General features: G+C 67.8%; 20 protein-coding genes. 16 read left to right on the top strand and 4 right to left on the bottom strand.

All coding sequences use genetic code 11. The features are described from left to right. Positions 1-362: 362 nt before the first annotated feature. On the bottom strand, positions 363-875 hold the full coding sequence (locus ABD357_RS35475; protein ID WP_344395369.1) for an ATP-binding protein: 513 nt from the start codon (positions 873-875) through the stop codon (positions 363-365). Between the two features lie 233 nt (positions 876-1108). Between ABD357_RS35475 and ABD357_RS35470 the strand changes: the two genes are divergently transcribed. Continuing rightward, entirely contained in the window at positions 1109-1990 is an 882-nt protein-coding gene (locus ABD357_RS35470) for a helix-turn-helix domain-containing protein (protein WP_344395368.1), read from the top strand. Further along, positions 1987-2220, top strand: coding sequence for a DUF397 domain-containing protein (locus ABD357_RS35465; RefSeq protein WP_344395367.1), 234 nt, complete (start codon positions 1987-1989; stop codon positions 2218-2220). Before ABD357_RS35470 ends, ABD357_RS35465 begins: the two co-directional genes overlap by 4 nt. A gap of 71 nt (positions 2221-2291) precedes the next feature. On the opposite strand, the gene ABD357_RS35460 is transcribed toward ABD357_RS35465, so the two are convergent. Next, positions 2292-2786 (bottom strand): hypothetical protein, encoded by a 495-nt coding sequence (locus ABD357_RS35460; protein ID WP_344395366.1) that lies wholly within the window; start codon positions 2784-2786, stop codon positions 2292-2294. A 235-nt stretch (positions 2787-3021) separates the two neighbouring features. Between ABD357_RS35460 and ABD357_RS35455 the strand changes: the two genes are divergently transcribed. Further along, positions 3022-3489 (top strand): hypothetical protein, encoded by a 468-nt coding sequence (locus ABD357_RS35455; RefSeq protein ID WP_344395365.1) that lies wholly within the window; start codon positions 3022-3024, stop codon positions 3487-3489. 54 nt (positions 3490-3543) lie between these two features. On the opposite strand, the gene ABD357_RS35450 is transcribed toward ABD357_RS35455, so the two are convergent. Further along, positions 3544-4911 (bottom strand): NucA/NucB deoxyribonuclease domain-containing protein, encoded by a 1368-nt coding sequence (locus ABD357_RS35450; protein ID WP_344395364.1) that lies wholly within the window; start codon positions 4909-4911, stop codon positions 3544-3546. A gap of 277 nt (positions 4912-5188) precedes the next feature. Here ABD357_RS35450 and ABD357_RS35445 point away from each other — a divergent pair, with 277 nt between their 5' ends. From ABD357_RS35445 to ABD357_RS35435, 3 genes are read left to right on the top strand one after another with little or no spacing between them, the layout of a single operon-like run. Continuing rightward, complete coding sequence (locus ABD357_RS35445) at positions 5189-5551, top strand: hypothetical protein (RefSeq protein ID WP_344395363.1); 363 nt, start codon at positions 5189-5191, stop codon at positions 5549-5551. Further along, on the top strand, positions 5541-5984 hold the full coding sequence (locus ABD357_RS35440; protein WP_344395362.1) for a DUF6093 family protein: 444 nt from the start codon (positions 5541-5543) through the stop codon (positions 5982-5984). Before ABD357_RS35445 ends, ABD357_RS35440 begins: the two co-directional genes overlap by 11 nt. Beyond that, the gene (locus ABD357_RS35435) at positions 5962-6111 is read left to right on the top strand and encodes a hypothetical protein (RefSeq protein WP_344395361.1); all 150 of its coding nucleotides are present in this window, start codon (positions 5962-5964) and stop codon (positions 6109-6111) included. Before ABD357_RS35440 ends, ABD357_RS35435 begins: the two co-directional genes overlap by 23 nt. Here ABD357_RS35435 and ABD357_RS35430 read toward each other — a convergent pair. Beyond that, complete coding sequence (locus ABD357_RS35430) at positions 6080-6865, bottom strand: HAD family hydrolase (RefSeq protein ID WP_344395360.1); 786 nt, start codon at positions 6863-6865, stop codon at positions 6080-6082. The genes ABD357_RS35435 and ABD357_RS35430 overlap by 32 nt on opposite strands. A gap of 980 nt (positions 6866-7845) precedes the next feature. Here ABD357_RS35430 and ABD357_RS35425 point away from each other — a divergent pair. The 10 genes from ABD357_RS35425 to ABD357_RS35380 all read left to right on the top strand — a co-directional run bounded on the left by ABD357_RS35425 (position 7846) and on the right by ABD357_RS35380 (position 20462). Beyond that, positions 7846-8277 (top strand): HK97 gp10 family phage protein, encoded by a 432-nt coding sequence (locus ABD357_RS35425; RefSeq protein WP_344395359.1) that lies wholly within the window; start codon positions 7846-7848, stop codon positions 8275-8277. 38 nt (positions 8278-8315) lie between these two features. Then, positions 8316-8714 carry a hypothetical protein gene (locus tag ABD357_RS35420; protein ID WP_344395358.1) on the top strand — a complete coding sequence of 133 codons (399 nt, stop codon included), beginning with the start codon at positions 8316-8318 and terminating at the stop codon, positions 8712-8714. Positions 8715-8811: 97 nt separating this feature from the next. Beyond that, the gene (locus tag ABD357_RS35415) at positions 8812-9339 is read left to right on the top strand and encodes a phage tail tube protein (RefSeq protein WP_344395357.1); all 528 of its coding nucleotides are present in this window, start codon (positions 8812-8814) and stop codon (positions 9337-9339) included. Then, complete coding sequence (locus ABD357_RS35410; protein ID WP_344395356.1) at positions 9339-9725, top strand: hypothetical protein; 387 nt, start codon at positions 9339-9341, stop codon at positions 9723-9725. The genes ABD357_RS35415 and ABD357_RS35410 overlap by 1 nt, the downstream gene beginning before the upstream one ends. Before the next feature lie 246 nt (positions 9726-9971). Then, the gene (locus ABD357_RS35405; RefSeq protein ID WP_344395355.1) at positions 9972-10142 is read left to right on the top strand and encodes a hypothetical protein; all 171 of its coding nucleotides are present in this window, start codon (positions 9972-9974) and stop codon (positions 10140-10142) included. A gap of 9 nt (positions 10143-10151) precedes the next feature. Then, positions 10152-15233: a phage tail tape measure protein gene (locus ABD357_RS35400; protein ID WP_344395354.1), complete on the top strand. Its 5082-nt coding sequence runs from the start codon at positions 10152-10154 to the stop codon at positions 15231-15233. Then, positions 15233-16126 carry a phage distal tail protein gene (locus ABD357_RS35395; RefSeq protein WP_344395353.1) on the top strand — a complete coding sequence of 298 codons (894 nt, stop codon included), beginning with the start codon at positions 15233-15235 and terminating at the stop codon, positions 16124-16126. Before ABD357_RS35400 ends, ABD357_RS35395 begins: the two co-directional genes overlap by 1 nt. A 16-nt stretch (positions 16127-16142) precedes the next feature. Beyond that, entirely contained in the window at positions 16143-17072 is a 930-nt protein-coding gene (locus tag ABD357_RS35390; protein ID WP_344395352.1) for a hypothetical protein, read from the top strand. A 10-nt stretch (positions 17073-17082) separates the two neighbouring features. Beyond that, on the top strand, positions 17083-18177 hold the full coding sequence (locus ABD357_RS35385; RefSeq protein ID WP_344395351.1) for a hypothetical protein: 1095 nt from the start codon (positions 17083-17085) through the stop codon (positions 18175-18177). Positions 18178-18182: 5 nt separating this feature from the next. Continuing rightward, on the top strand, positions 18183-20462 hold the full coding sequence (locus tag ABD357_RS35380; protein WP_344395350.1) for a hypothetical protein: 2280 nt from the start codon (positions 18183-18185) through the stop codon (positions 20460-20462). Positions 20463-20480: the final 18 nt, after the last annotated feature.

The raw sequence follows: 20480 nt of genomic DNA, 5'->3' as shown, positions 1-20480 counted from the left end.
AGCGCGGTGATGACGCGGACGTCGTACTGGATGCCGGTGGCATCGAGGAGTTCGGCCAACTCCAGGACGGCGAAACCGTCACCGTCCGGGGTGTTCAGCAGCCGGTCACACATGGCGGCGAACTCCGGAACGTGCGGAAGGTCCGCCATGGCCTGGCGGTAAGCGGTCATCGTCGCAGCGGACAGCAGGCCGTCGGTGAGCTGCCAGTCAGGCAGGGACGACGCGCAATGCGCCAGGCCGGCGACGAGGTCCTTCGGCAGTTTCACCCGGTATTCGGGCAGCGGTGGTGTCGACATGGCACTCCTCGAATCGGAGATGTGTGGTGAAGGGCGGTGTACGGGGAGGAACGGGGCACGCGGCGATCAGGACGGGAAGACACACCAGGCGACGGTTCCGTCGTCGGTGAAGCCCCAACTGCCGCCCAGCTCGTCGACGAGGGCGTCCACGAGCCAGAGGCCACGTCCGCTCTCCTCGTCCGGGCCGACTCGCTTCGAGCGGGGGATGCCGGACGGCGAGTGGTCGTTGACCTCGAGGCGCACCTGACCGTCGACGTGTCTCAGACGGAGTCCGACCGTCGTGCTGCGTCCGTGGAGGACCGCGTTGGTGATCAGCTCCGAGATCACCACCTCCGCGGATTCGACCCGTGTCGCCTGCACGCGGCAGACGTTCCGGAGCCAGGTGATGCCGATACGCCGGGCGTGCTCGACGCGTGACGCATCTCGTACGAAGGCGACGTCTACGGAGGAGTGCTGGTGCTCGTGGTGCTCCTCGAAGTGTTCTTCGTGCTCTGCGGCTGGATGAGTCGCGGATGTGGCGCAGGCGCCTGCAGCGAGCGCGGGAGCTGCTGAGGCTGTCGTCGGAACTGCAGGCACCATCGCCCAGTCCTTCCGCAGGTGAGGGGAGACCGGGAGCGCAGAGGCGCTCTCCATGGCCCAATCACCGTGCCCCGTGGGAAAGTTGCTTCGCAACGAAAAGGCTCTAGAAATTTCTTCGAGAACGAAAGTGGCACATGACACCGCAAGCGCATGGTCTGTTGCAGCGCGCATATGGCGTGTCAGACTGCGCGCATCGCGGCTTCGGCGAACGCATGCGATGGAAGGGCGAACACATGGCGGCCAAACCCAGACCGACCGTGCGGCGCATCGAACTCGGTTACGAGTTGCGGCAGTTGCGCGAGCAGGCAGGGATGACGCTCGAGGACGTCGTCGGAAGCGGCGCAGTCAAGGGCTTGTACGTCACCAAGCTGCACCGCGTCGAGAAGGGGCTTCAGGACCTCCGCAGTGCTGGCGATCTACGCGCCCTTCTGGAGCTGTACGGCGTCACCGACGACGGCGACGTGGAGCAACTGCTGGGGATCCAGCGGGACGGCGCGAGTCAGGACTGGTGGACGCCCTTCCGATCCACGATGCCGTCGGGCATGCCTCGCTTCGTCGGGATCGAGACGGCCGCACGGGAGACGTGGGCCTTCCACCCAGCGCTCGTACTCGGACTGCTGCAGACCCAGGCGTACGCCCGCGCGCTGTACGAACTCGCGAAGCCGATCGAGGAGACCACCAGCGAGTTCATCGACAAGAACATCCAGGTCCGCATCAAGCGGAAGGAATTCCTCACCAGGGACGAGGAGCCCCTGCGACTGAGAGCCGTTCTGTACGAACCGGCCCTGCGGTACGTGGTCGGCGACACGGACGTGATGCGGGAGCAGTACGACGAGATCGCCAGGCTGGCGTCCCTGCCCAACGTGAGCGTTCAGGTCCTTCCCCAGACCCTTCGGGGATACCTGTCCGTGCACGACTTCAGCATCCTGCACCTGGACGACGGCATGCCGACCTCGGTGCAGGTGGACAACGCGTGGAGCGCCACGTCGGTCTCCGACAAGCAACGCGAAGTCGGACGGTTCACCCGCAAGTTCAACGCCCTCACGGCGTCCGCGCTGCCGCCGGAGGACACGCCCGAGTTCCTGCAACAACTCATGCGAGAGATCACCAAATGACCCACACCCGTACCCACATGGCCCCCGAGTTCACCGGCGCCGGAGCGCGCTGGTTCAAGTCGTCGTACTCAGACGGCGCCGGCAACAACTGCGTGGAGGTCGCGGACCTGACTGACACGGCGTACGTCGGCATTGCGATCCGGGACAGCAAGGTCTCCCAGGGGGCTGCGCTGCTTGTCGGTCGTGATTCGTTCTCGGCGTTCGTCGAGGGCATTCGGCAAGGACGGTAAGAAGGGGCCCCTGCTGCTGGGGGCCTCGTACCGTACTCGTTGCCGTGCCGCCGGGAGGAGTGGGCGCTCGGCTAGCCACGGCTCGAGTCGTAACCCCATCGAGGTCGGCCGTCTTTGCCCATAAAGCATTTGGCGGGGTCTCCGTTTTCGGCGGTGCCGAGCGTGCCGACAGGGGAGCATGCATATCCGAACTGGATGCCTGTCTCGCCACCAGAGCTGCTCTCGCCGCTGGTCCCGCTGCTGCCAGAGCCGTTGCCGCTGCCTGCGGGGGGCTGTGCAGTGACGGTCACCTTCATCGTCTTTGTCACGGTGACCGTGGGCGCGGGCTTCGCCTTCGCCTTCGCGGTTGCGGTTGCTGTCACAGTGACGGTCGGGCCGGGGCTTGCCGCCGCGGGTTCCGCGTCGTCGGTCGTGCCGCCGTCGCGGCTGGCACCGGCGACGATGCCGAGCAGGTAGACAAGGAAGAACGCGAAGACGAGCGCGGGCAGGACGTACCTCTTGCGTGCCCACATCGGGGTCGGACGCGGTGGCTGCGGTCTGGGCGGCCACGTGTACGGGTTGGTCATCTGGTCCCCCTGCGGGCGCTCTGGAGGGGATGACCGTACTGCCCGGGAGACAATGTGTTGGCTATCAGGGGGAATAGTGACTTTCCTGTGATGGCCGGTCAGTCTCGCTCACGCAGAACACCTGGCTTGGACTCCGGACGCGGCTGGCCTGCGCCTGGGCAACCAACCTGCCTTCGGGAGGTCTCACTTACGATCACGAGGATGACCAGTCGTCTGTCATGCCGAAGGGGCATTCATGGCCGAGCTTGTCCGGCAGCAACACGTTGATGCGGATGTGGAGTACCACGGCTTCGGATTCCAGGAGTCTGACGACGGCGATCTGCCGGTCCCGTTCCCTGACGACTTCGCGGACGGAGTATTCCTGAACGCCTTCCCAGGCCGTCTCGACATCTACAGTGCCGGCCACACGCACACCGCCTCGGTCACCGTGGAGGTGTGGGACGGGGAGCCGCCCGTACAAGATCCTTCACGATGGGATGAGCAAGCCGAGGCCGACTTCGAGTCGACCAGCGGTGAAGTGGCCGTGTGGTCCATGGGCCTGGGCCGCGCCGATGACGCGATCGCGCTGGCCGACGCGGGGGGCTCCTGGCGTGTGCGGGTGAGTTGCACCGGGCGCAGCGAGGCCGCAGCCCTGTCGGAACAAGAAGGTACTGGCGAAGGCGTGGAGAAGTACCTCGTGCAGTTCTGGCCCGCCAAGACCTGAACGTAAGAAGGGCGGGGGTGCCCGCAGCGCGGTCAACCCCCGCCCTGGACGGTGCTAGGAGACGATCTTCACGATGAAGCCGTCGTCCATCCCGTCGATGATCCGGTTCTTGGCGTAGAAGCTGAGCAGCAGGTTGCCGCCCGCACCGTTGTCCGCCTTCGCTATCGGTTTCACGGAGAAGTTGAACTTCTTCGCGTCCGCGTCGTAATCGTGCTCCGCTCCACCCTCATACGTGGTGGCGAAGGGGTACTCGTCGCACTCCCGAGTTGCCCCCTGCGTGTAGTTGGCGCCCCAGTACCGCTTGCATTGCTTGACCGATGCCTTGCGGTTGTCATCCCGGCGAGTCTTGTTCACCGTCCGGTGCAGCGGGTCCTTGACTGTCTGACCGGGCACCTTCTTCGCCGACATGTACGGCTTGGTGTCCTCCGGCTTGGTGAACGCCGTCTTGATGTGCTGTGCGACTGCACGCTCCTCGGCTCCGGCCTTCGCGCTGTAGGTCAGCGTCCCCACGTAGCTGAACGTCGCAGCGCCCTTCTTTTCGGGGTTGCCACCGCCCGTGGAATTGGCCAGGTACTTCGCGGCGTCCCAGCGCGGTGCCAGCATGAAGAGATCACCCTGGAGATTGCCGTTGAGCCTGACGCCGGGTGGCGGCGTGATGGTGATGGAGGGCTCGTACACCGCGAACACCAGATCCGTGGCACCGCCGCTGCCCTGGCCGGGCTTGGCGTTTACCGTTTCACTGAACGTACGCAGGGCCTTCAGCTCGGTGAAGGTCTTCGTTCCGGGCATGGTGCCGCCCCGGCTGTAGTTGACCCCGGACGGCCAGCTTTGGGGAATCTTGCCCTTGGTACCGATCTTCAAGGCAGCGACCTGGGCGGTGCCCGTCGCCGTCATGTCGGTGAAGTAGTACTGGAAGTTGATGGTGCGACTGTTCTTGGCGATCGTTCCCACGACTCGGACGTCGAACTTGCTCGCGCCGGTGGGCCTACCGTTGATGATCCAGGTCTGCACGAACGAAGCACCCGAGCAGACCGCGAACCGGGATTTCAAGTAGAACTTTTTGGTGGTGCCCAGGCCCTTCTTGCACTCGTCGAACGTCATCGCGCGGGCCGGTTCCGGTGCCGCGATCATTGGCGTCGGCCCGGACGGCGAATCCACGGGTGTGGACTGGGACGCCTGGCGAGCCAGTGGTGCGTACGACGCAGCGGGCCCTGTCGTCTCCTGCGGCAGCTGCGCAACCGGCTCCGCATTCTGGGCAACGTCCCGCAAGCGATCAATGCCGCGCTCACTCTGCAGCTCCTCGAGCGATGGCGTCGCCGAACCGAGCGGCAGGACGTACGACTCGACCTCTGGATCAGCCGAAGTGTCTGCCTGTGCCATGGACGGCGCCGCCGCCGACAGCAGAGCGACCGCAGTCGTCACGGTGAGCGCCTGTCTGCGGGCGCGCCTGAACCACGGTATGTGCATGGTGAAACCCCCGAACTCCTGTGATGCCGGACCCAAAGTCCGAACACTTGGCCAGGGGAAGAACTATCGATCGAGTGATCACAAGTGCGATCGACACGCCGCATGTGGCGAGATCAGAGCGGCTTGTTGGCCGAGATCACCATGCTGCTGGCGCACATCCAGCGTTCGGGCAACCGGTCTCCCTAGGCAGGCCGTGGAGACCGAGCCTGGTGCCGAGGTCTAGGCTCCGCCGGTGACGACACCGAACCGCTTCCAATTGCGCTTCGACGGCCGCTCGTACGCCGTCGTGGTCAATGGCCAGGACGTGAGCGAGCACGTCGCCGCCGTAGACGTGCATGCCGTCCCTCACGACCTGCCACGCGTCGTATTGCATCTGCGCCCAACCGGGGCATGGCCTACTGAACTGGACCTCCTGGCCCGGGTGGAGGTCGGCGTATCGCCAGAACCCGGTCCAGCTGCTGCCGCCTTCCTGGAGGCACTGGACCCGTTGGAGTTGGAACGCGCGGCTCTTGGGCGTATGGATCTGGAGAACGTGTCAGGTGGGGGTACGGCCGCGGTACTGCGGCAGCTGGCGGAGTGGGCTCGTGGCGCTTGATTTGTCCGGCGTGCGTCGGGTCGTGGAGAAGCTGCTTGATGACGAGCTTCAGTTGTGGCGGGATGCCGATGGGAGTGCAGGCGATGAACTCGATCAGGAAACAGGGGAGTTGAAGCCGCGTGGCTCTGCTTCCGTTCTCGTTTGGGCGGGTGTCGGCGCCGTTGTGCGCCAGGGGCAGCTCAGCCTCGTCCCGCCTCTCGATGCGTCTGTCGCGCCGCAGGTCGCGTCCACCGCGTATCAGGGGCTGCTACCCCTGTCCGCGCCGCCGGTGCTGCTCGATGACGTGCTGAGCGTTTCCCGCCCAGTGCGTGATCCGCTGCTTGTTGGTCGGCGGTTTCGCGTGGCTGACGTCGGTGTCGGTACCTATGCCGTCGTACGAGTCCTGCGGCTGGACCCCGTTGAGGAGCACGTTGCCGACTCGACTGGGTGTTGACCTCGTCGGGATCGCTGCCCGCTTCACGCACTACGTCAAGGACGGCAACCCGGACTCCCCGGGAACCTTCTTCGTGAACAGCATGCGGGACTGGTTCAACTCGATGTGGAAGCTGCTCGCGGAGTAGCAGCCAAAAGCGTCCGGGCAGCGGTGAACACCGGGGCGTGCGAAGCGACTACCCAGTCCGCGCCGCCTTGTCTCATCTCCCGCATACGCGCCGCGTCGTGGGTGTAGCCGAGAAATCGGACGCCCGCCTTCTGGGCCGCCTCCAGGTCGGTGAGCTGGTCCCCGATCATGAGGGCGCCGGAGGGGGCCAGACCCTCCAGGCACTTCAGTGCGCGGAGCAACGAATCGGGGTGCGGCTTCATATGGCCCGGCTCGTGCGGATCCCGGCCGCAGACATCCACGAACTTCGACTGGAGCTGCTCACGCTCGAGGTACTCACACACGGGACCCTCGGCGTTGTTGCTCACCACCACCAGACGCTTGCAGAGAGCGGTCAGTGCGTCCAGTAGCGGTTCGAGGTCCGGGGCGGCCTCGGCAGTGGCGACGGCGGCGTATTCGTGCCGCGTGACAATTCTGTGTGCCAGGTCGAGCGGCATGTGGCTGAGAGGGACGGGTGACCTCCGCTTGTACATGTCCCTGAGCGCCAGGAGGATGCCGTGCGAGTCGTCGCAGTCCTCGACCACCTGGTCCAGTACGCCCCACTCCTCGCGCGCCATGGCCTTGATCTCCTCGGCGATGTGCGCGGTCGGTGCCGGGCCGAACAGGTCGCAGATCGTGCCGTCGAAGGCGACGAGCACCGCGTCCACTTCTTCCAACAGCCCGCATAGGGCCTCTTGTTGACGTGGATCGCCGCTCGGGGGCCTCTTGGTCGTCACACGGCCAGTGTGGACCACCGGAGCCTGTACAGGCTTTCGTGTGCGCATGGCTCGTCGAATCCGAACGCCTTGGGGGTGATCAGAAAGACCCGACCAACGTACGGATGTCGCGTTCGATGGGGGCCATAAGAGGGTGGTACGTGACTTGATCTCTAACTCACGTACCACCCTCTGTGGCGCACTCTTGTACCCGGCCATGTGCCCGGCCCTCATCTCCACTTCCAGGACCTCGAACGCCTCCCGGATCGCCCGGTGCAGGGCGAGGCCGCTGCTGAGGTGGCTCACGTCAGGAGCAAGAGGTGGTCCCCTTATTGCGAGATCACGACGGGCAGCCTGCTGGACGGTTGGGGGAGATCATGAATCGAGTGAAATACGTGCCGTCGTTGCGTCGCACGCCGAACTCCACGTAGCAGCGGAAGCCGCTGTCTGCGGCCACGACGGTCGCTGAACCTGGTCCCGCAGTCCTGCGCGCCGTTTGGCGCACTGGGCCGTTCCACCTCTCGACGTAGACAATGCGGATTCGCGAACTACAATTCCCGGTTCCGGACGAGGCGGTTGCGATGAGGCCCGAAGGCGACCCGGGCGCTCCGCCCAGCGGCACGAACGAGCCGTGGGACTCAGCGCACTGATTGGTTCCCAGACGGACGTTATTGTCGTCGTACTGAATGGTCCGGTCTCCGGAGGCCGCCTGCGCCGGCGCCACCACCAGCGATGCTGAGGTCCCGACTGCCAGGACTGCCGCCATCCCGGCGAGTGCTCGTTTCATCCCATGAATTCTTACCTTCCTTGCAAGGGTCGGCTGGATCGTTCGCACTAGGTGTAGCGGCTCAGGAATTGTTCGGGTTCGGAGCAGTGGTCCGAACAAACAAATCCTGAAAATGTGGCGGGCTGCCACGGCGCTCGTGAGCCAAGTCAGCGAGTCATGTCGCTCAGTCACAGGTGAGGTGGGTGCGGGCTGAGCGGCGGCATTAGGCTCCGCCATGCCCAACCTGAACCCGCACCCCAACGCACATCCCGAGGCTGCCGCCTTCCGCGACCCGATTGAGCTTGCTGCGGCGCTTGCTCGGCTGGGCCCGGCCGTACGAGCACGGACGCGGGCGATCACCCGGCATCACGCCATGCTGCTGCAGGTTCGGATCCAGAAGAACGCTTCCGGGCGGCCTGGACCGAACGTCATCACCGGGCAGTACCGGGCGTCTTGGGATGTCACGGTGACCGCGGCCGGTGGGTGGGTTAGCGCCGTGGTGTTCACGGATGCTCCGCAGTCGCGGCGGCTGGAGTACGGATTCGTCGGCGTCGACCGCTTGGGGCGTCAGTACCGGCAGCCGCCCTACCCGCACATCGAGCCGGCGTTTCGGCAGACCGAGCCCGGCTTTCTGGAGGCCCTGCGTACGGGGGTGCTGCCGCGATGAGTCCGCCGAGGCTGCCATTGACTCGGGCGCTCCTTGGCATGCTCGCTGTCGGTACCGGGCGGCCGTGCGGGCTCGCGGTGCTGCCGCGGGCTGCGGACGGGAAGCCCGCGGCCTTCCCGTACCTGATCCTCGACAGTCTGCCCGGCGAGTTCTCCGGGCCGTCGTTTGCCGACTGGCAGGCCGACGCGGCCTGGACGTACCAGGCGACCAGCGTCGGAGAGCGGGCCGATCAGGTGCAGTGGCTCGGCGACCGCATCCGTGCGGTGCTCTTCGAGCGCAACGGCGGTGGGTGGCGTACGGAGATCACGGCTCCCGGACTGCGGGTCATCGACCGGGAGTTGACGTACGACGCCGATGGAGAACCGGTTGACGGTTCGCAGGGCAGTATCGTTACCTACGTGCAGCGGTTCACGATCACCGTGACGCCCGCCGCTTGAACCACCTCTTCTCACCGCGGAGCCATGCGGACGCCCGGCCGACGAGCCCGGCGCAACCCCCTGTTTTTGGGAGTGGCCCGTGACTCAGCAGCGCTTCATGCGGCGCGGCATCACCAAGATCCTCTGGTTGAAGAGCATTGCCTCAGATGACCTGATTCCGACCCGTACGGAGATCTCGGCCCCCAACGCCACTGACCTGACCGAGGCGATCAGCGACGTTGACGGCTGGTCGTTGACGAACGAGGCGATCGAGACGCCGGATATGGCGTCGACGTTCACCTCTTCCATTCCCGGCAACGACAAGGCCGACAACTCCTCGATCACCTTCTACGAGGACCAGTTCAGCGACACCATGGAGACGCTGCTGCCCAAAGGCGCGGTCGGCTATGTGGTGTTCCTGCGCAAGGGTGACATCCCCGGATCGAAGTCGATGGACAGCTTCCCCGTCCAGGTCGCCTCGCGCACCGCGCAGTACAACGCGGGCAACGAGGCTGCCAAGTTCCAGGGCATCTTCACGATCACCTCGCCGCCGGCCCTCGATGCACCCGTCCCGCCTGCCGCGGCTGAGACGGGCGCCGGAACCAGCACTGTCGCCAGCGCTGCCACCAGGAAGAAGGCCCTCTGATGGCCGCCGCGAAGAGCCAGGAGGCCGCGGCGTGGGAGCAGAAGATGGAGCGGCTGCGCCGTCGCTCCCTGCCAGAGCGCGTTCTGCAGATCTGCGACGACGCAGCGCGGCGGACAGAGTATGACGAGGCGAAGCGGGCCGCTGACCGTTCGCGGTTGCTGGCCGAGAGTGATACGGGCAGCGCCGTCTTCGCGGAGCGTGCGGCGATCGCCGCCCAGCGGTACGAGGCGGCGGCTGAGGCCCTGCGCGCGGCGTCGGTCTACCTCACCTTCCGGGCGCTGCATGAGCGAGGCCGAGGCCCGCGAACTGCTGGACGCGTGGTCGGCACCCGACGCGAACGCCTTGTGGGAGGCAGCGTGGGAGGTGCAGCAAGAGGCACGTACTGACCGGGCCGACCTGGGAAAAGGCTGACGGCCGACTCGCGGCTGCGGGCCGAGCTGGAGCTGTGCGCGCAGTACGGCATTCCGCACTCGCAGTTCCTCGGCGGGGACGGCCGCTGGAGTGATCTGGACCGGGCCAAGGCCCTGGCCTGGCAGCGGTGGGAGCGCACCCTGTGCCCGGACTGCCGTACCCGCGCCGAGGAGTGGGACCCGGACAAGGGCGGCCACCGGCACGCGTACGTCACCGACACCGTGCGCTGCCCCGGCTGCGAGCTGATCGCCCAAGAGCGTGACCAGGTGCCCGAGGGGCGGGCGGGATACGGCATCAAGATCACGCTGTTGCCGCGGCAGGCGTACGAGGCGCTGCACAGCGACCGCCCGACCGACGAGACCGCCCCAGCCGACCTGACGAGCGGGCGGTGATCCGACCGGATGGCAACGTACAACCTCACCGTCCAACTGACAGCACAGGCCAACAGCCTTATCTCCGGCCTGCGTTCAGCCGCCGACGCCGCCACCGATCTGGGCCGCCGCACCCGCGACCTCGACCGCCGCCTCGCCGCACTCGACGCCTCCAGCCGAAGCACCTCCCGGCAGATCAACCTCCTCGGCGCACAGGCACAGGCAACCGCCGCCCGGCTCGGCACCCTGGCCACCCGTGGCGCCCAAACCGGCAACCACCTGCGTCGCGCCGGCAGCGACGTCGGCGTACTGGAACGCTCCCTCCGGGGCGCCGGTCAGCAGGCCACCGCGCTCACCAGCCTCCTCGCCGGAGGCGCCCTCGTCCTCGGCACCGGCCAGCTCGTCGAGGAAGGCAACCGCTACCAGCGGCAGATGAACATCTTCCAGGCGGTCACCGGAGCCACCGCCGGGCAGATGCAACGCGCCGCCTGGATGGCCAACCAGCTCGGCAACGACCTCACCCTCCCCACCACCACCGCGGCCGACGCTGCCGAAGCGATGGTGGAACTGGCAAAGGCGGGCTTCCGCACCGACCAGGCAATCAGCGCGACCCGCGCTTCCCTCCAACTCGCCTCCGCCGCCGGGGTCAACGCGGCCGACTCCGCCCGCTACCTCGGCGACATCATGGACCAGTTCGGCCTCGGCGCCGACCAGGCCGCCCGCGCCTCCGACATCCTCGCCGCCACCGCGAACAACGCCTCCGGCGGCATCATCGACATCTACTACGCGATGCGGTACGCCGGTCCGGTCGCCGCCGGCCTCGGCGTGAGCATGGAGGACGCGGCCAGCGCGGTCGGCATGCTCGGCAAGGCGGGCATCCTCGGCCAGACGGCCGGTACCGCGCTGCGCGGCATGATGGCCAACCTCGCCGCGCCCACCAAGGAGATGCGCGACGGCCTGCACGCGCTCGGCATCGAGGCGTGGGACGCGCAGGGCCGGTTCAAGGGCCTGCGGTACGTCATCGCCGAACTCTCCCGCGCCCAGCACGAGATGTCCCAGCAGGACTTCACCGCGGCGGTAAAGAAGTCGATGGGCAAGCCCGCCATGTCGGGCGCCATCGCCCTCGCTCACCAGGGCACCGAGTCCTTCGACGCGCTCAGCCTCGCGGTACGGGAATCCGGCGCCGCCGCGCAGATCACTGCCGCGCGCGGGCAGGGCCTCGCGGGCGCGATGACGCTGCTGCAGAAGCAGACCCGGCAGACCGGGCTCGCGCTGTACGACGCGATGGCGCCGGGGCTGGAGTACGTAGCCCGGCTGATGACGCGCGGGCTGTCCGGCGCGACGCCGTACCTCGTCGCTGCCATCGAGTACGGGCGCGACCTGGCCACCCTCTACGGACCGGAGCTCAAGGCCAACGCCCGCAGCGGCCTCGGCGAACTGATCGGCGAGGCCGAACAACTCCTCGGACCACTCCAAGCCCTCGGCGAGCACAGCCTGGCCGCCGGCCTGAACCTCCTCATCAACGCTGCCCGCGCGCTGGGCGACGTGCTCGGCAACGCCGCCGAAGGCGCCGCGCCGGTCGCCTCCGCACTCGGCCTGCTCGGCGACGAGTCCAGCGGAGTCAGCAACAGCCTCGACATCCTCGTCACGACCGCCAACCTGGCCATGTCCGCAGTCGCCGGGCTGTCCGCCGTACTCGTCCCGGTCGGTGAGGTGGTCGGCACGCTGGTCCGCGCCTTCGGCGCACTGCCCGCGCCCGTCCAGACGGCGATCGCCGCGATGTTCCTCGCCCGACGCCTCACCCCCATCCTGGGCGGCCTCGCCTCAACGGTCAGCGGGCGACTCACCGGCGCATGGCGGGGCTTCGGCGCGCAGATGCAGGTGCAGCAGAACCTGGCCGCGCGAGCCGGGACGTCACTGACGCGGTACGCGGCGGCGTTCGCAGTCGTGGAGTCGCGCATCCCGGTCGTGGGTCAGATGGCGGCCGCATTCCGCAGCGCCCAAGGACCCACGACGGGTTTCACCGGCACGCTCAACGGCGTGACCCGCGCCGCCGGCGCCGGGCTACTGAGTGCAGGCCGGGGCCTGGTCGCCTTCATGGGCGGACCGTGGGGTGCCGCCATGGTCGGCGCCACCGTCGTACTCGGACTCCTCGCCTCGCAGCAGGAGAAGGCGGCACGGACTGCCGCCGAGCACCAACAGCGCATCAGCTCACTGACCGACGCGCTGCGGGAGTCCAACGGCGTCATCGACGAGACCGTCCGCCGCCAAGCAGCCGAGAACGTCCAGACCACAAAGCTCGCCGGAAACTACGGCACCCTCATGGACGTCCTCGGCAGGCTCGGTTACTCCCTCTCCGACGTCACCGATTCCTACCTCGGTCAGGGCGAGAGCATCGACGACCTGGCCGGCAAGCTGCGAGCACTGGCCGACCAGGAGAAGGACGCCTTCAACCGTTCCAGCCGAGGTGACAAGGACCGTGAGGCGATCCTCGAACGGGCCGGTGCGTACGCGTCGGCGGCCAAAGCGCTCGAGGACATGTCGGGAGACGCCGCCACCGCGACCCGTAATGCGAAGGACCTCGAACAGGCTCAGAAAGGCAGCGGGGCGGGAGCCAGCGCGTACGACCGTCTGAAGACCGCGGTCGGTGAACTCGCCGACACCACCGCCGACGCCGACACCCGCACCCGTGCCCTGAAGGACGCCCTCGACCTGCTCTCCGGCGGCAGCATCTCCCTCCAGGCCGCCGAGGCCCGCGTCAACAGCGCGATCCTCGACGTGAACGAGGCCCTGGACCATGGCATCGACAAGGCCAACGGCTTCGGCAAGGCCCTGCTGAACAACAACGGCACGCTGAACACCACCACCCGCAACGGCCAGCAGCTCTACCAGTCCCTCACCTCCCTGAGCGACGCAGCCGCCGACGCGTCCGTATCGGCGTACGCCCTCGCGCAGCAGAACGGGAAATCACTGCCCGAGTCGCTGACCGCCGCCCGCGCACAGATGGACAAGGCGCGTACGGCCGCCATCCGAGCCGCCCAGGGTTATGGGCTTACGCGCGAGCAGGCCGAGGCGGTGGCCGACAGTCTCGGGCTGATGCCATCGAAGGTCTCGCTGCTGCTGGAGACCGAGGGCATGGACTCCACGCTGGCCGATCTCCTCGCGGTGCAGGCCGAGTTCGACCGGCTGCCGAAGGCGACCACGATCCGCGTGGACTCGCTGAGCGAGGATGCCCAGAAGAAGCTGAAGGACCTCGGCTTCACGGTGAAGACCGTCCCTGGCACCCGCGAGATCAAGATCACGGCTCCGACGAAGGGCGCCCGCGGCGCGCTCAAAGCGCTGATCGACGAGCTCGGAGATGTCCCCGGCAGCAAGAACGTCTCGGTCGCCGCGAAGACCCAGGCCGCGATCAAGGACCTTGAGAAGGTTCAGGACCGAGTCCGGTCGACCAAGGGCAAGACGATCACCATGCGCGCCCCGACCGCGGAGGCTCGCAAGCAGCTCGAACAACTCGGCTTCAAGATCAAAAATACCAAGGGCAAGCGGGTCATCATCACCGTCCCCACTGGCACCCAAAAGGCCAACGTCGGCGCCCTGGATCAGGCAATCCGCAGCCTGCGCGACAAGTCGGTGACCATCACCACCCACCACGTGAACATCTTTGAGACCGTCCGCCGGGGCCCCTCCACGACCGCGGACCTACTGCGCCAGCAGGCCGACCGGTTCAGCCGTCATGCCGAAGGCGCTGTCGTCGACTACTTCGCGGCTGGCGGCGTGCGGCGCGAGAACCACGTCGCGCAGATCGCCCCCGCCGGCTCCTGGCGGATCTGGGGAGAGCCGGAGACGGGCGGCGAGGCGTACATCCCGCTCGCGCAGTCGAAGCGCGCCCGCTCCCGCCGCATCGCCGAGGAGACGGTACGGCGCCTCGGTGGCGGCCCGATTGAGTGGTACGCCTCCGGTGGTCTCTCTGGCTGGTCGTACGAGGTGGAGTCGGGGCCTGAGTTGGGATCCGCCTCGTCGATTCGCTCGAGAGCCATGCGTACGGTCAAGCGGCGCGGCAAGGAGGTCGAGGTCTTCGACTTGCGCCTGTTCGAGAAGAACTTGCGCAAGTCAGCTTCCCAGGCGGCCGGTTGGCGCAGGGACCTGGCCACCGTCGCGCGCCGGGCCGGGCAGGACGTGGTCGACGCCCTGGAGGCCATGGGCGAGGACGGCGTGGAACTGACCCGGAAGATGGCCACCGGAACGACGAAGTACGTCCGCGACATGGCCAAGCAGCTCGAGAAGCTCGCCGGCACCGGGAAGGCGTCGCTCGGCGACTTCACCCGCCAGCTCACTCAGGCGGTCAAGGACCAGTCAACGTTCGAGAAGAACCTGGCCCGGCTCGCCGCCCTCGGTTACGGCGATCTGGCGGCGATGCTCGCCGAGCAGGGAGACGAGGATGCCGAGGATCTCGCAGCCGCCGCGGTGAAGGACAAGAAGAAGGTGAAGAAGGCCGACGATGCGGCGAAGGCCACCGGGAAGACCTTCGCGGACGAGGACCTCACCGACCTGCTCACCGTCATCACCGCGATCAAATCGAGCACCACCGGCATCCACAAGGTCGCCGACACCACCGGCCTGGAGGAGGGCCGGGTCATCGAGGCCGGCAACCTCGGCCAGTCCCGCATCAAGTCCTCCCTCGGCTCGCGCGCCACGAAGTTCTTCGCGGACCTGGCCAAGGCCAACAAGGGCCTGGCCTACGCGAGCGGCGGCATCTGGGAGCCCGGCATCTACTCCTCGCCCACCGCGCTGATCAAGTTCGCGGAGGCGAGTACGGGCGGGGAGGCGTTCATCCCGCTTGCACCGGCCAAGCGCGCGGCGGCGACGGCGGTGCTCGGCGACGTCGCGCAGCGCTTCGGCCTCCAACTCGCCTCAGCAGAGCCGACGTTCGCTCCGGTGCGCACGGTCGACGCCCGCCCGGCTGGTCCGGTTCAGGTAGTCGTCGTACGGGAGCAGCAGCCGCTGATCGGCACCATGCCCGTCACCGTCACCTCGGCTCAGGCCACTCCGCAGCAGATCGGCGCCGAGGTCATGCGGCGACTGCGTAACGCGCAGAGGGGAGGCCGGTTGTGATGGCGGAGCTCGGTGATTGGCAGATCGAGATCGCCGGAGTCCTGATCGGTGCCGGGACTGATGTACCGGTGAGCGAAGTTGAGGGTCTCGGTATCCCCGAATTTCGTACACAGGATGTGGATAACCCGGCCGGAGACGGCGCGTTCCCCGGCATCGACCTCTACGCGGCCCGGACGATCCGCATCGAGGCGGGCATCCGCACCGCAGGCAACCTGGCCGCGGCCCTCGACGTCCTCGGCCGCCTGCAACGCGCCGCCGACGATCCTGCCGTACGGACAGACTCGAGCGCCCAGACCGTACTGCGCCTGCGCTGGCCTGGCCGTACAACTCGCCGCCTGTACGGCCGACTTCGCCGCGTGGAAGCCACCAGTACGGCGAAAGTGCTACACGGCTGGATCCCGCTGGACCTGGAGTTCGCAGCCCTCGACCCGCGCTTCCACGCCGACGACGCCTCCGCGCTCACCCTCACCCTGTCATCCGACGGCCTGGGCGGCTTCCGCGCCCCACTGGTCGCCCCGCTGACGACGGGCGTGGCGATCCCCGACGAACGGCGCGGCTGGGTCCGTAACGACGGCGACCTCCCAGCCTGGCCGTCACTCCGCATCACCGGCCCGTGCACCAACCCGCGCATCCAGCACGTCGAATCGGACCGCGTCATCGAGCTGGCCCTCGCGCTGCAGAGCGGCGAGTACGTCGAGATCGAGACCCGCCCCGGCACTCGCTGGGCGTTGCGGAACGGCACCGGCAACCTCGCCCCCGCCCTGTCTCCGGCCTCTCGGCTGGACACCTTCGTCATCCCGCCCGGCACCAGCGAGATCTGGTGGACCGCACGCGACTACACCAACTCCACCCGCCTGGCCGTGACTTGGCGCGCGGCCTACGCCGCGCTATAGCCCAAGGAGTTCGTACGTGACCCTGATCAACCCACCACTGCTCACCCACGGCGGCACCCACGCCGCCCGCGCCTTCCGCATGATGGTCCGCGACCTCGCCCGCGGCTCCCAGGGCGTAACCGAAGGCGACGACCTCAAGGTGAAGCAGTTGGAGACGCCCGGCGGCGGTGTACGGGTCGTGGACGGCTCCGCGGTGATCCGAGGCGCGACCTGGGGGCAGGGCTCGTACACGCAGTACAACGTCGGCGACGCCATCGTGCCAATTGCACCGACGGGCGCGACCCCCCGCTCAGACCTGCTCTGCCTACGCGTGGAGGACCCCGAGTACGAAGGCACCCGCAACCCAGAGACCGACGAGATCGGCTACTTCCACGTGGTCAGCAACGTGTCGCCCACGACCACGACGGTGCCCTCGGGGATGACAGCGATCCCGCTCGCCCGCATCGACATTCCAGCGAACAAGTGGGTGATCATCGACTCGTTCATCAAGGATGTGCGGCAGATCGCGAACCCGCGCCGCGAACGGACGCTGTACACCGCCTATCCCGGCACGCTGAACAGGCTCACCGCACAGAACGGCCAGTGGTACAACTGGCCGGCTCAGGCCCGCTGGAAGGTGCCGATCCCTGCTTGGGCGACCACCGCCAAGGTAGTCATGACCCTCGCCGGGCTACGGCTGTCAGAAGCCGACGTGTTCGCCTACATGCAGACCGTCCTGGGCACCGACTACGGGCAGTCCACCGCCATCGACGACGACGGAGGCTCCCAAGCCCGCCGCAATACGATCGTCCTCGCCGACACGATCACGCTCTCCGCGGCCCTGCGCGGCACCACGCAGGACCTGTACATCCGCACCCAGCCCTCGAAGATCGAGTGGGGCAACCTCGGCGTCGACCACGCGACCTCCCTGATCGCGGACGTCGAGTTCACCGAAGGCGTGCGGTGAGGCCGAGCCGATGACCGCGTCGTACCGCTACCGCAGTTGGCACGCCCTGACCGGCGAACTGCTTGCCACCGACCTGCCGCTGTCGCAGGTCGAGTTCGGGCTGTCCCTTAATGCGGCCGGCGACTTCTCCTGCCGCTTGGAGCCGCGCTTCGCCCACCTGCTCCTCGCCCAACTCGACCCCGGCAACACGCTGCTCACCGCCGAACGGGACGGCACGCTGCTGTGGGGCGGCATCGTCTGGCGAGCCGAGCCGGAAGGCGCCGCCTACCCGATCGAGGCGGCAGGCTGGGGCAGCTACCTGCACCGACGCCACGACATCCACGGCAATCTGGGCGGCCGCGGCCCGTATACGTACGCCGATCCCTGCCAGGTCATCCGCGACGTGTGGGCGTACGCGCAATCCCAGCCTGACGGCAACCTCGGCGTGGCCGTGGACGCCACCACCAGCAAGGCCAAGGCCGGCACCCCGGCCGAGCCGTACAGCACCGACTGGTGGGAGGCCCCGGTCCTTGGCGAGGTCGTCGACGACATGACCGAGATCGACGGCGGCCCCGAGTGGACCGAAACCACGGACTGGACCGCCGCCGGAGAGCCGGGCGGCCGTATCCGCCTCGGCTGGCCCCGCCTGGGCGCGCGCCGTACGGATATCTCCTTTGCCTCCGGCACGAACGTCGCCGCCACCGTCCCGGTGACCTACGACGCCGACGCGTACGCCCAGGTCGTCATCGCCCTCGGCGCTGGCGAGGGCCGTGGCCGCCGCCGGGCCATCGACGCGATCCGCAACGGCCGCCTACGCCTGGAACACGTCCTCGAATCCCCCGCCGAGAAGGCCAACGACCGGCTCGCCGCCCGAGCCCGCACCGAACGCACCGCCCGTCAGATCCTCGGCGAGGTCACCGAAATCCAGATCATCGACCACCCCGCAGCCCCGACCGGCAGCTGGCAGATCGGCGACGACGTCCGCGTGTCCCTCCACGACCAGTGGTCGGACTTCGACGGCTGGTGCCGCATCACCGGCTGGACGCTGCGCCCACCCCAGGGCCAAGACCCGGAACGCATCACACTCACCCTCGCCCGAGCCGACCGCTTCACCTACGGGAGCTGACCGCCATGTCCAACGACCTGGCGAAGCTCGCGGCCCGCATCGCCACCCTCGAGCGCCGCCTCACCCAACAGACCCGCACCTCCCAGCTCGCGTACTCCTCCATCGAAGACGGCGCGGTCGAGGTGTACGACGCCGGCGGCTCACTCCGCGCCATCATCGGCCAGCAGCCGGACGGCACCAGTGGCGTAATCGCGGTCAACGGCCCTCGTCCGCCCATCCCCTCCGCAGCCCAGGTGGAACCGGTCCTCAACGGCCTACGCATCACATGGGATGGCACCTTCACCGACACGGACGCTGCTCCGCTGGACCTGTCCCGCATACAGGTCCACCTCCTGAAATCGCCGGAGACCGAACCCGACGTGATGTGGCCCGCCGCGACCATCGAAGCCGCGTCTGGCGCCTCGGTCACGATCGCCACGAACTACTACGGCGCTCTGTGGGTCCGCCTGGTCGCGGTGAACACCTCCGGGACGCCGAGCGCTCCCTCGGCCGCGGTCCAGACGGCGGCCCGCCGAGCCGCCTCCGCCGACTTGGGCAACGGCGTCATCCAGCAGGGCCATGTGGCCGTGGGCGCCATCACCACACCCCACTTGGCGGTCGGCTCGATCACCCCGGAGCAGATCGCGGTGGGCCAGGGCACGAACCTGATCCCGGACCCGGGCTTCGAAGGCGCGGTGATCGCAGGCGCGGTCGCCGCAGCCGGAGCACCCTGGTCCCTGGCCCGCGGAAACCGCACCGGAGTAGGCGTCCGCGTGGACTGCCTCGCAGACGAGGCAACGTACTTCACGCTGCCCCTGGCCACCGTGCCCGTCCTGGCCGGCGCCCAGTTGTACCTCGCCGTCGACGTCCTGGTGTCCGACGACCTCAACGCCCAGGCCGTGAAGATCCTCGCCCGTTGGGAGAACGCCTCCGGAACCGTCCTCGGCTACGGCGTCGTAGAGAAACCGAACCCAGCACCAGGCATGTGGCAACGCATCACCGGCCAGGTGGCCGCACCACAGGGCACCACCCGGGCGGTACTCGCCCTGGAGACATCCGCGGCCACAACCGGCTGGGCAGTCTTCGACAACGCCGAGGCTCACACCATCTTCGGCCGCGTGGTCGGCGGCGCCCGCGCCGAACTCGGCCCCGACGGCCTACGCCTGTACGACGAGACCGGTGAAGTAGCCGTATCCCTGGTCACCGGCACCCCGCAGTACCTGACCCTGCGCAGCGGCGGCCAGGCAGTCGCGACGATCGACACGAACGGCAACGCGGGCTTCGCCGACCTCGCGGTCGCAGGCGAACTGACCGTCGGCGGCGACCCGGTGACGGCCTTGCTCGGCGCGCAGGCCCGCGGCCTGGTCGCGATCGACTACCAAACAGCCTCTGTACGCACGACCGGCAGCGAGTACGGCTTCGTCGAGCTCGCCTTCGAAGCAGACACGACCCGCATGTACCGGATCGTCTTCGACGCGATCGCCAACCCATCCGCCCCCGGAGGAGAACTACAGCTCCGCCTACGCGACGGAGGCACCGCCACCCCCACCATCACCTCCCCCCAACTCCAGCTGTCCACCCACCACTTGTCCATCGGCAACTCCAGCCGCGTACGCCTGGAACTCATCCGCTCCGGCACCACACTCGGCGTGGGCCTGCACCGCCTCCTGATCACCTTCAAGAACGAGTACGGTCCCGACGGCCAGTACGTAGACCTGTATGGCGCCCCCAACAGCCCCGGCGTCCTGTACGTCGAGGACATCGGCACCCACGTACCGGAAACCGGCGGCTACAACACCGGAGGCGGCACCAGCGCCCCGCCCACCCGCACGTACACCAAGACGTACGCGGCATCGTGGTCCGGCTCGTACGCGAACCGCTCCGGCTACAACGCCTACTACGGAAACAGCTGCCTGCAGGGCTACTACAGCTCCAATAACGGCACCCAGGCGAGCCTGATCGGCTTCCCCGCCCAGCTCACCACGGACCTCTCCGGCGCGGTGATCCAAAAGGCGGAGATCTACCTCTACTTCGAGCACTGGTACTACGCAGCCGGCGGCACTGCCGTCATCCGCGCCCACTCACACGCCGCACGCCCGGTCAGATTCTCGTGCGACACCGAGGCGAAGAGCATCAACTGGTCCCGCAATCAAGGCAAGTGGGTCGACATCACCTCGGTCTTCGACTCCACGAAGTGGCGAGGCATCGCCCTGGACCCCAACACCACCAACCGCACGTACTACGGCCGCGCCCGCGGCGTGGGCCAGACGTACGCACCCAAGCTCCGCGTCACGTACACCAAGTGACCGCCCAACGAAGGGAGA

Origin of the sequence: Streptomyces vastus, from assembly GCF_039532825.1 — a bacterium.
Taxonomy (GTDB): Bacteria; Actinomycetota; Actinomycetes; order Streptomycetales; family Streptomycetaceae; genus Streptomyces; species Streptomyces vastus.
Note: the sequence above shows the minus strand (reverse complement) of the source record. Positions and strands in the feature narration are given on the sequence as shown.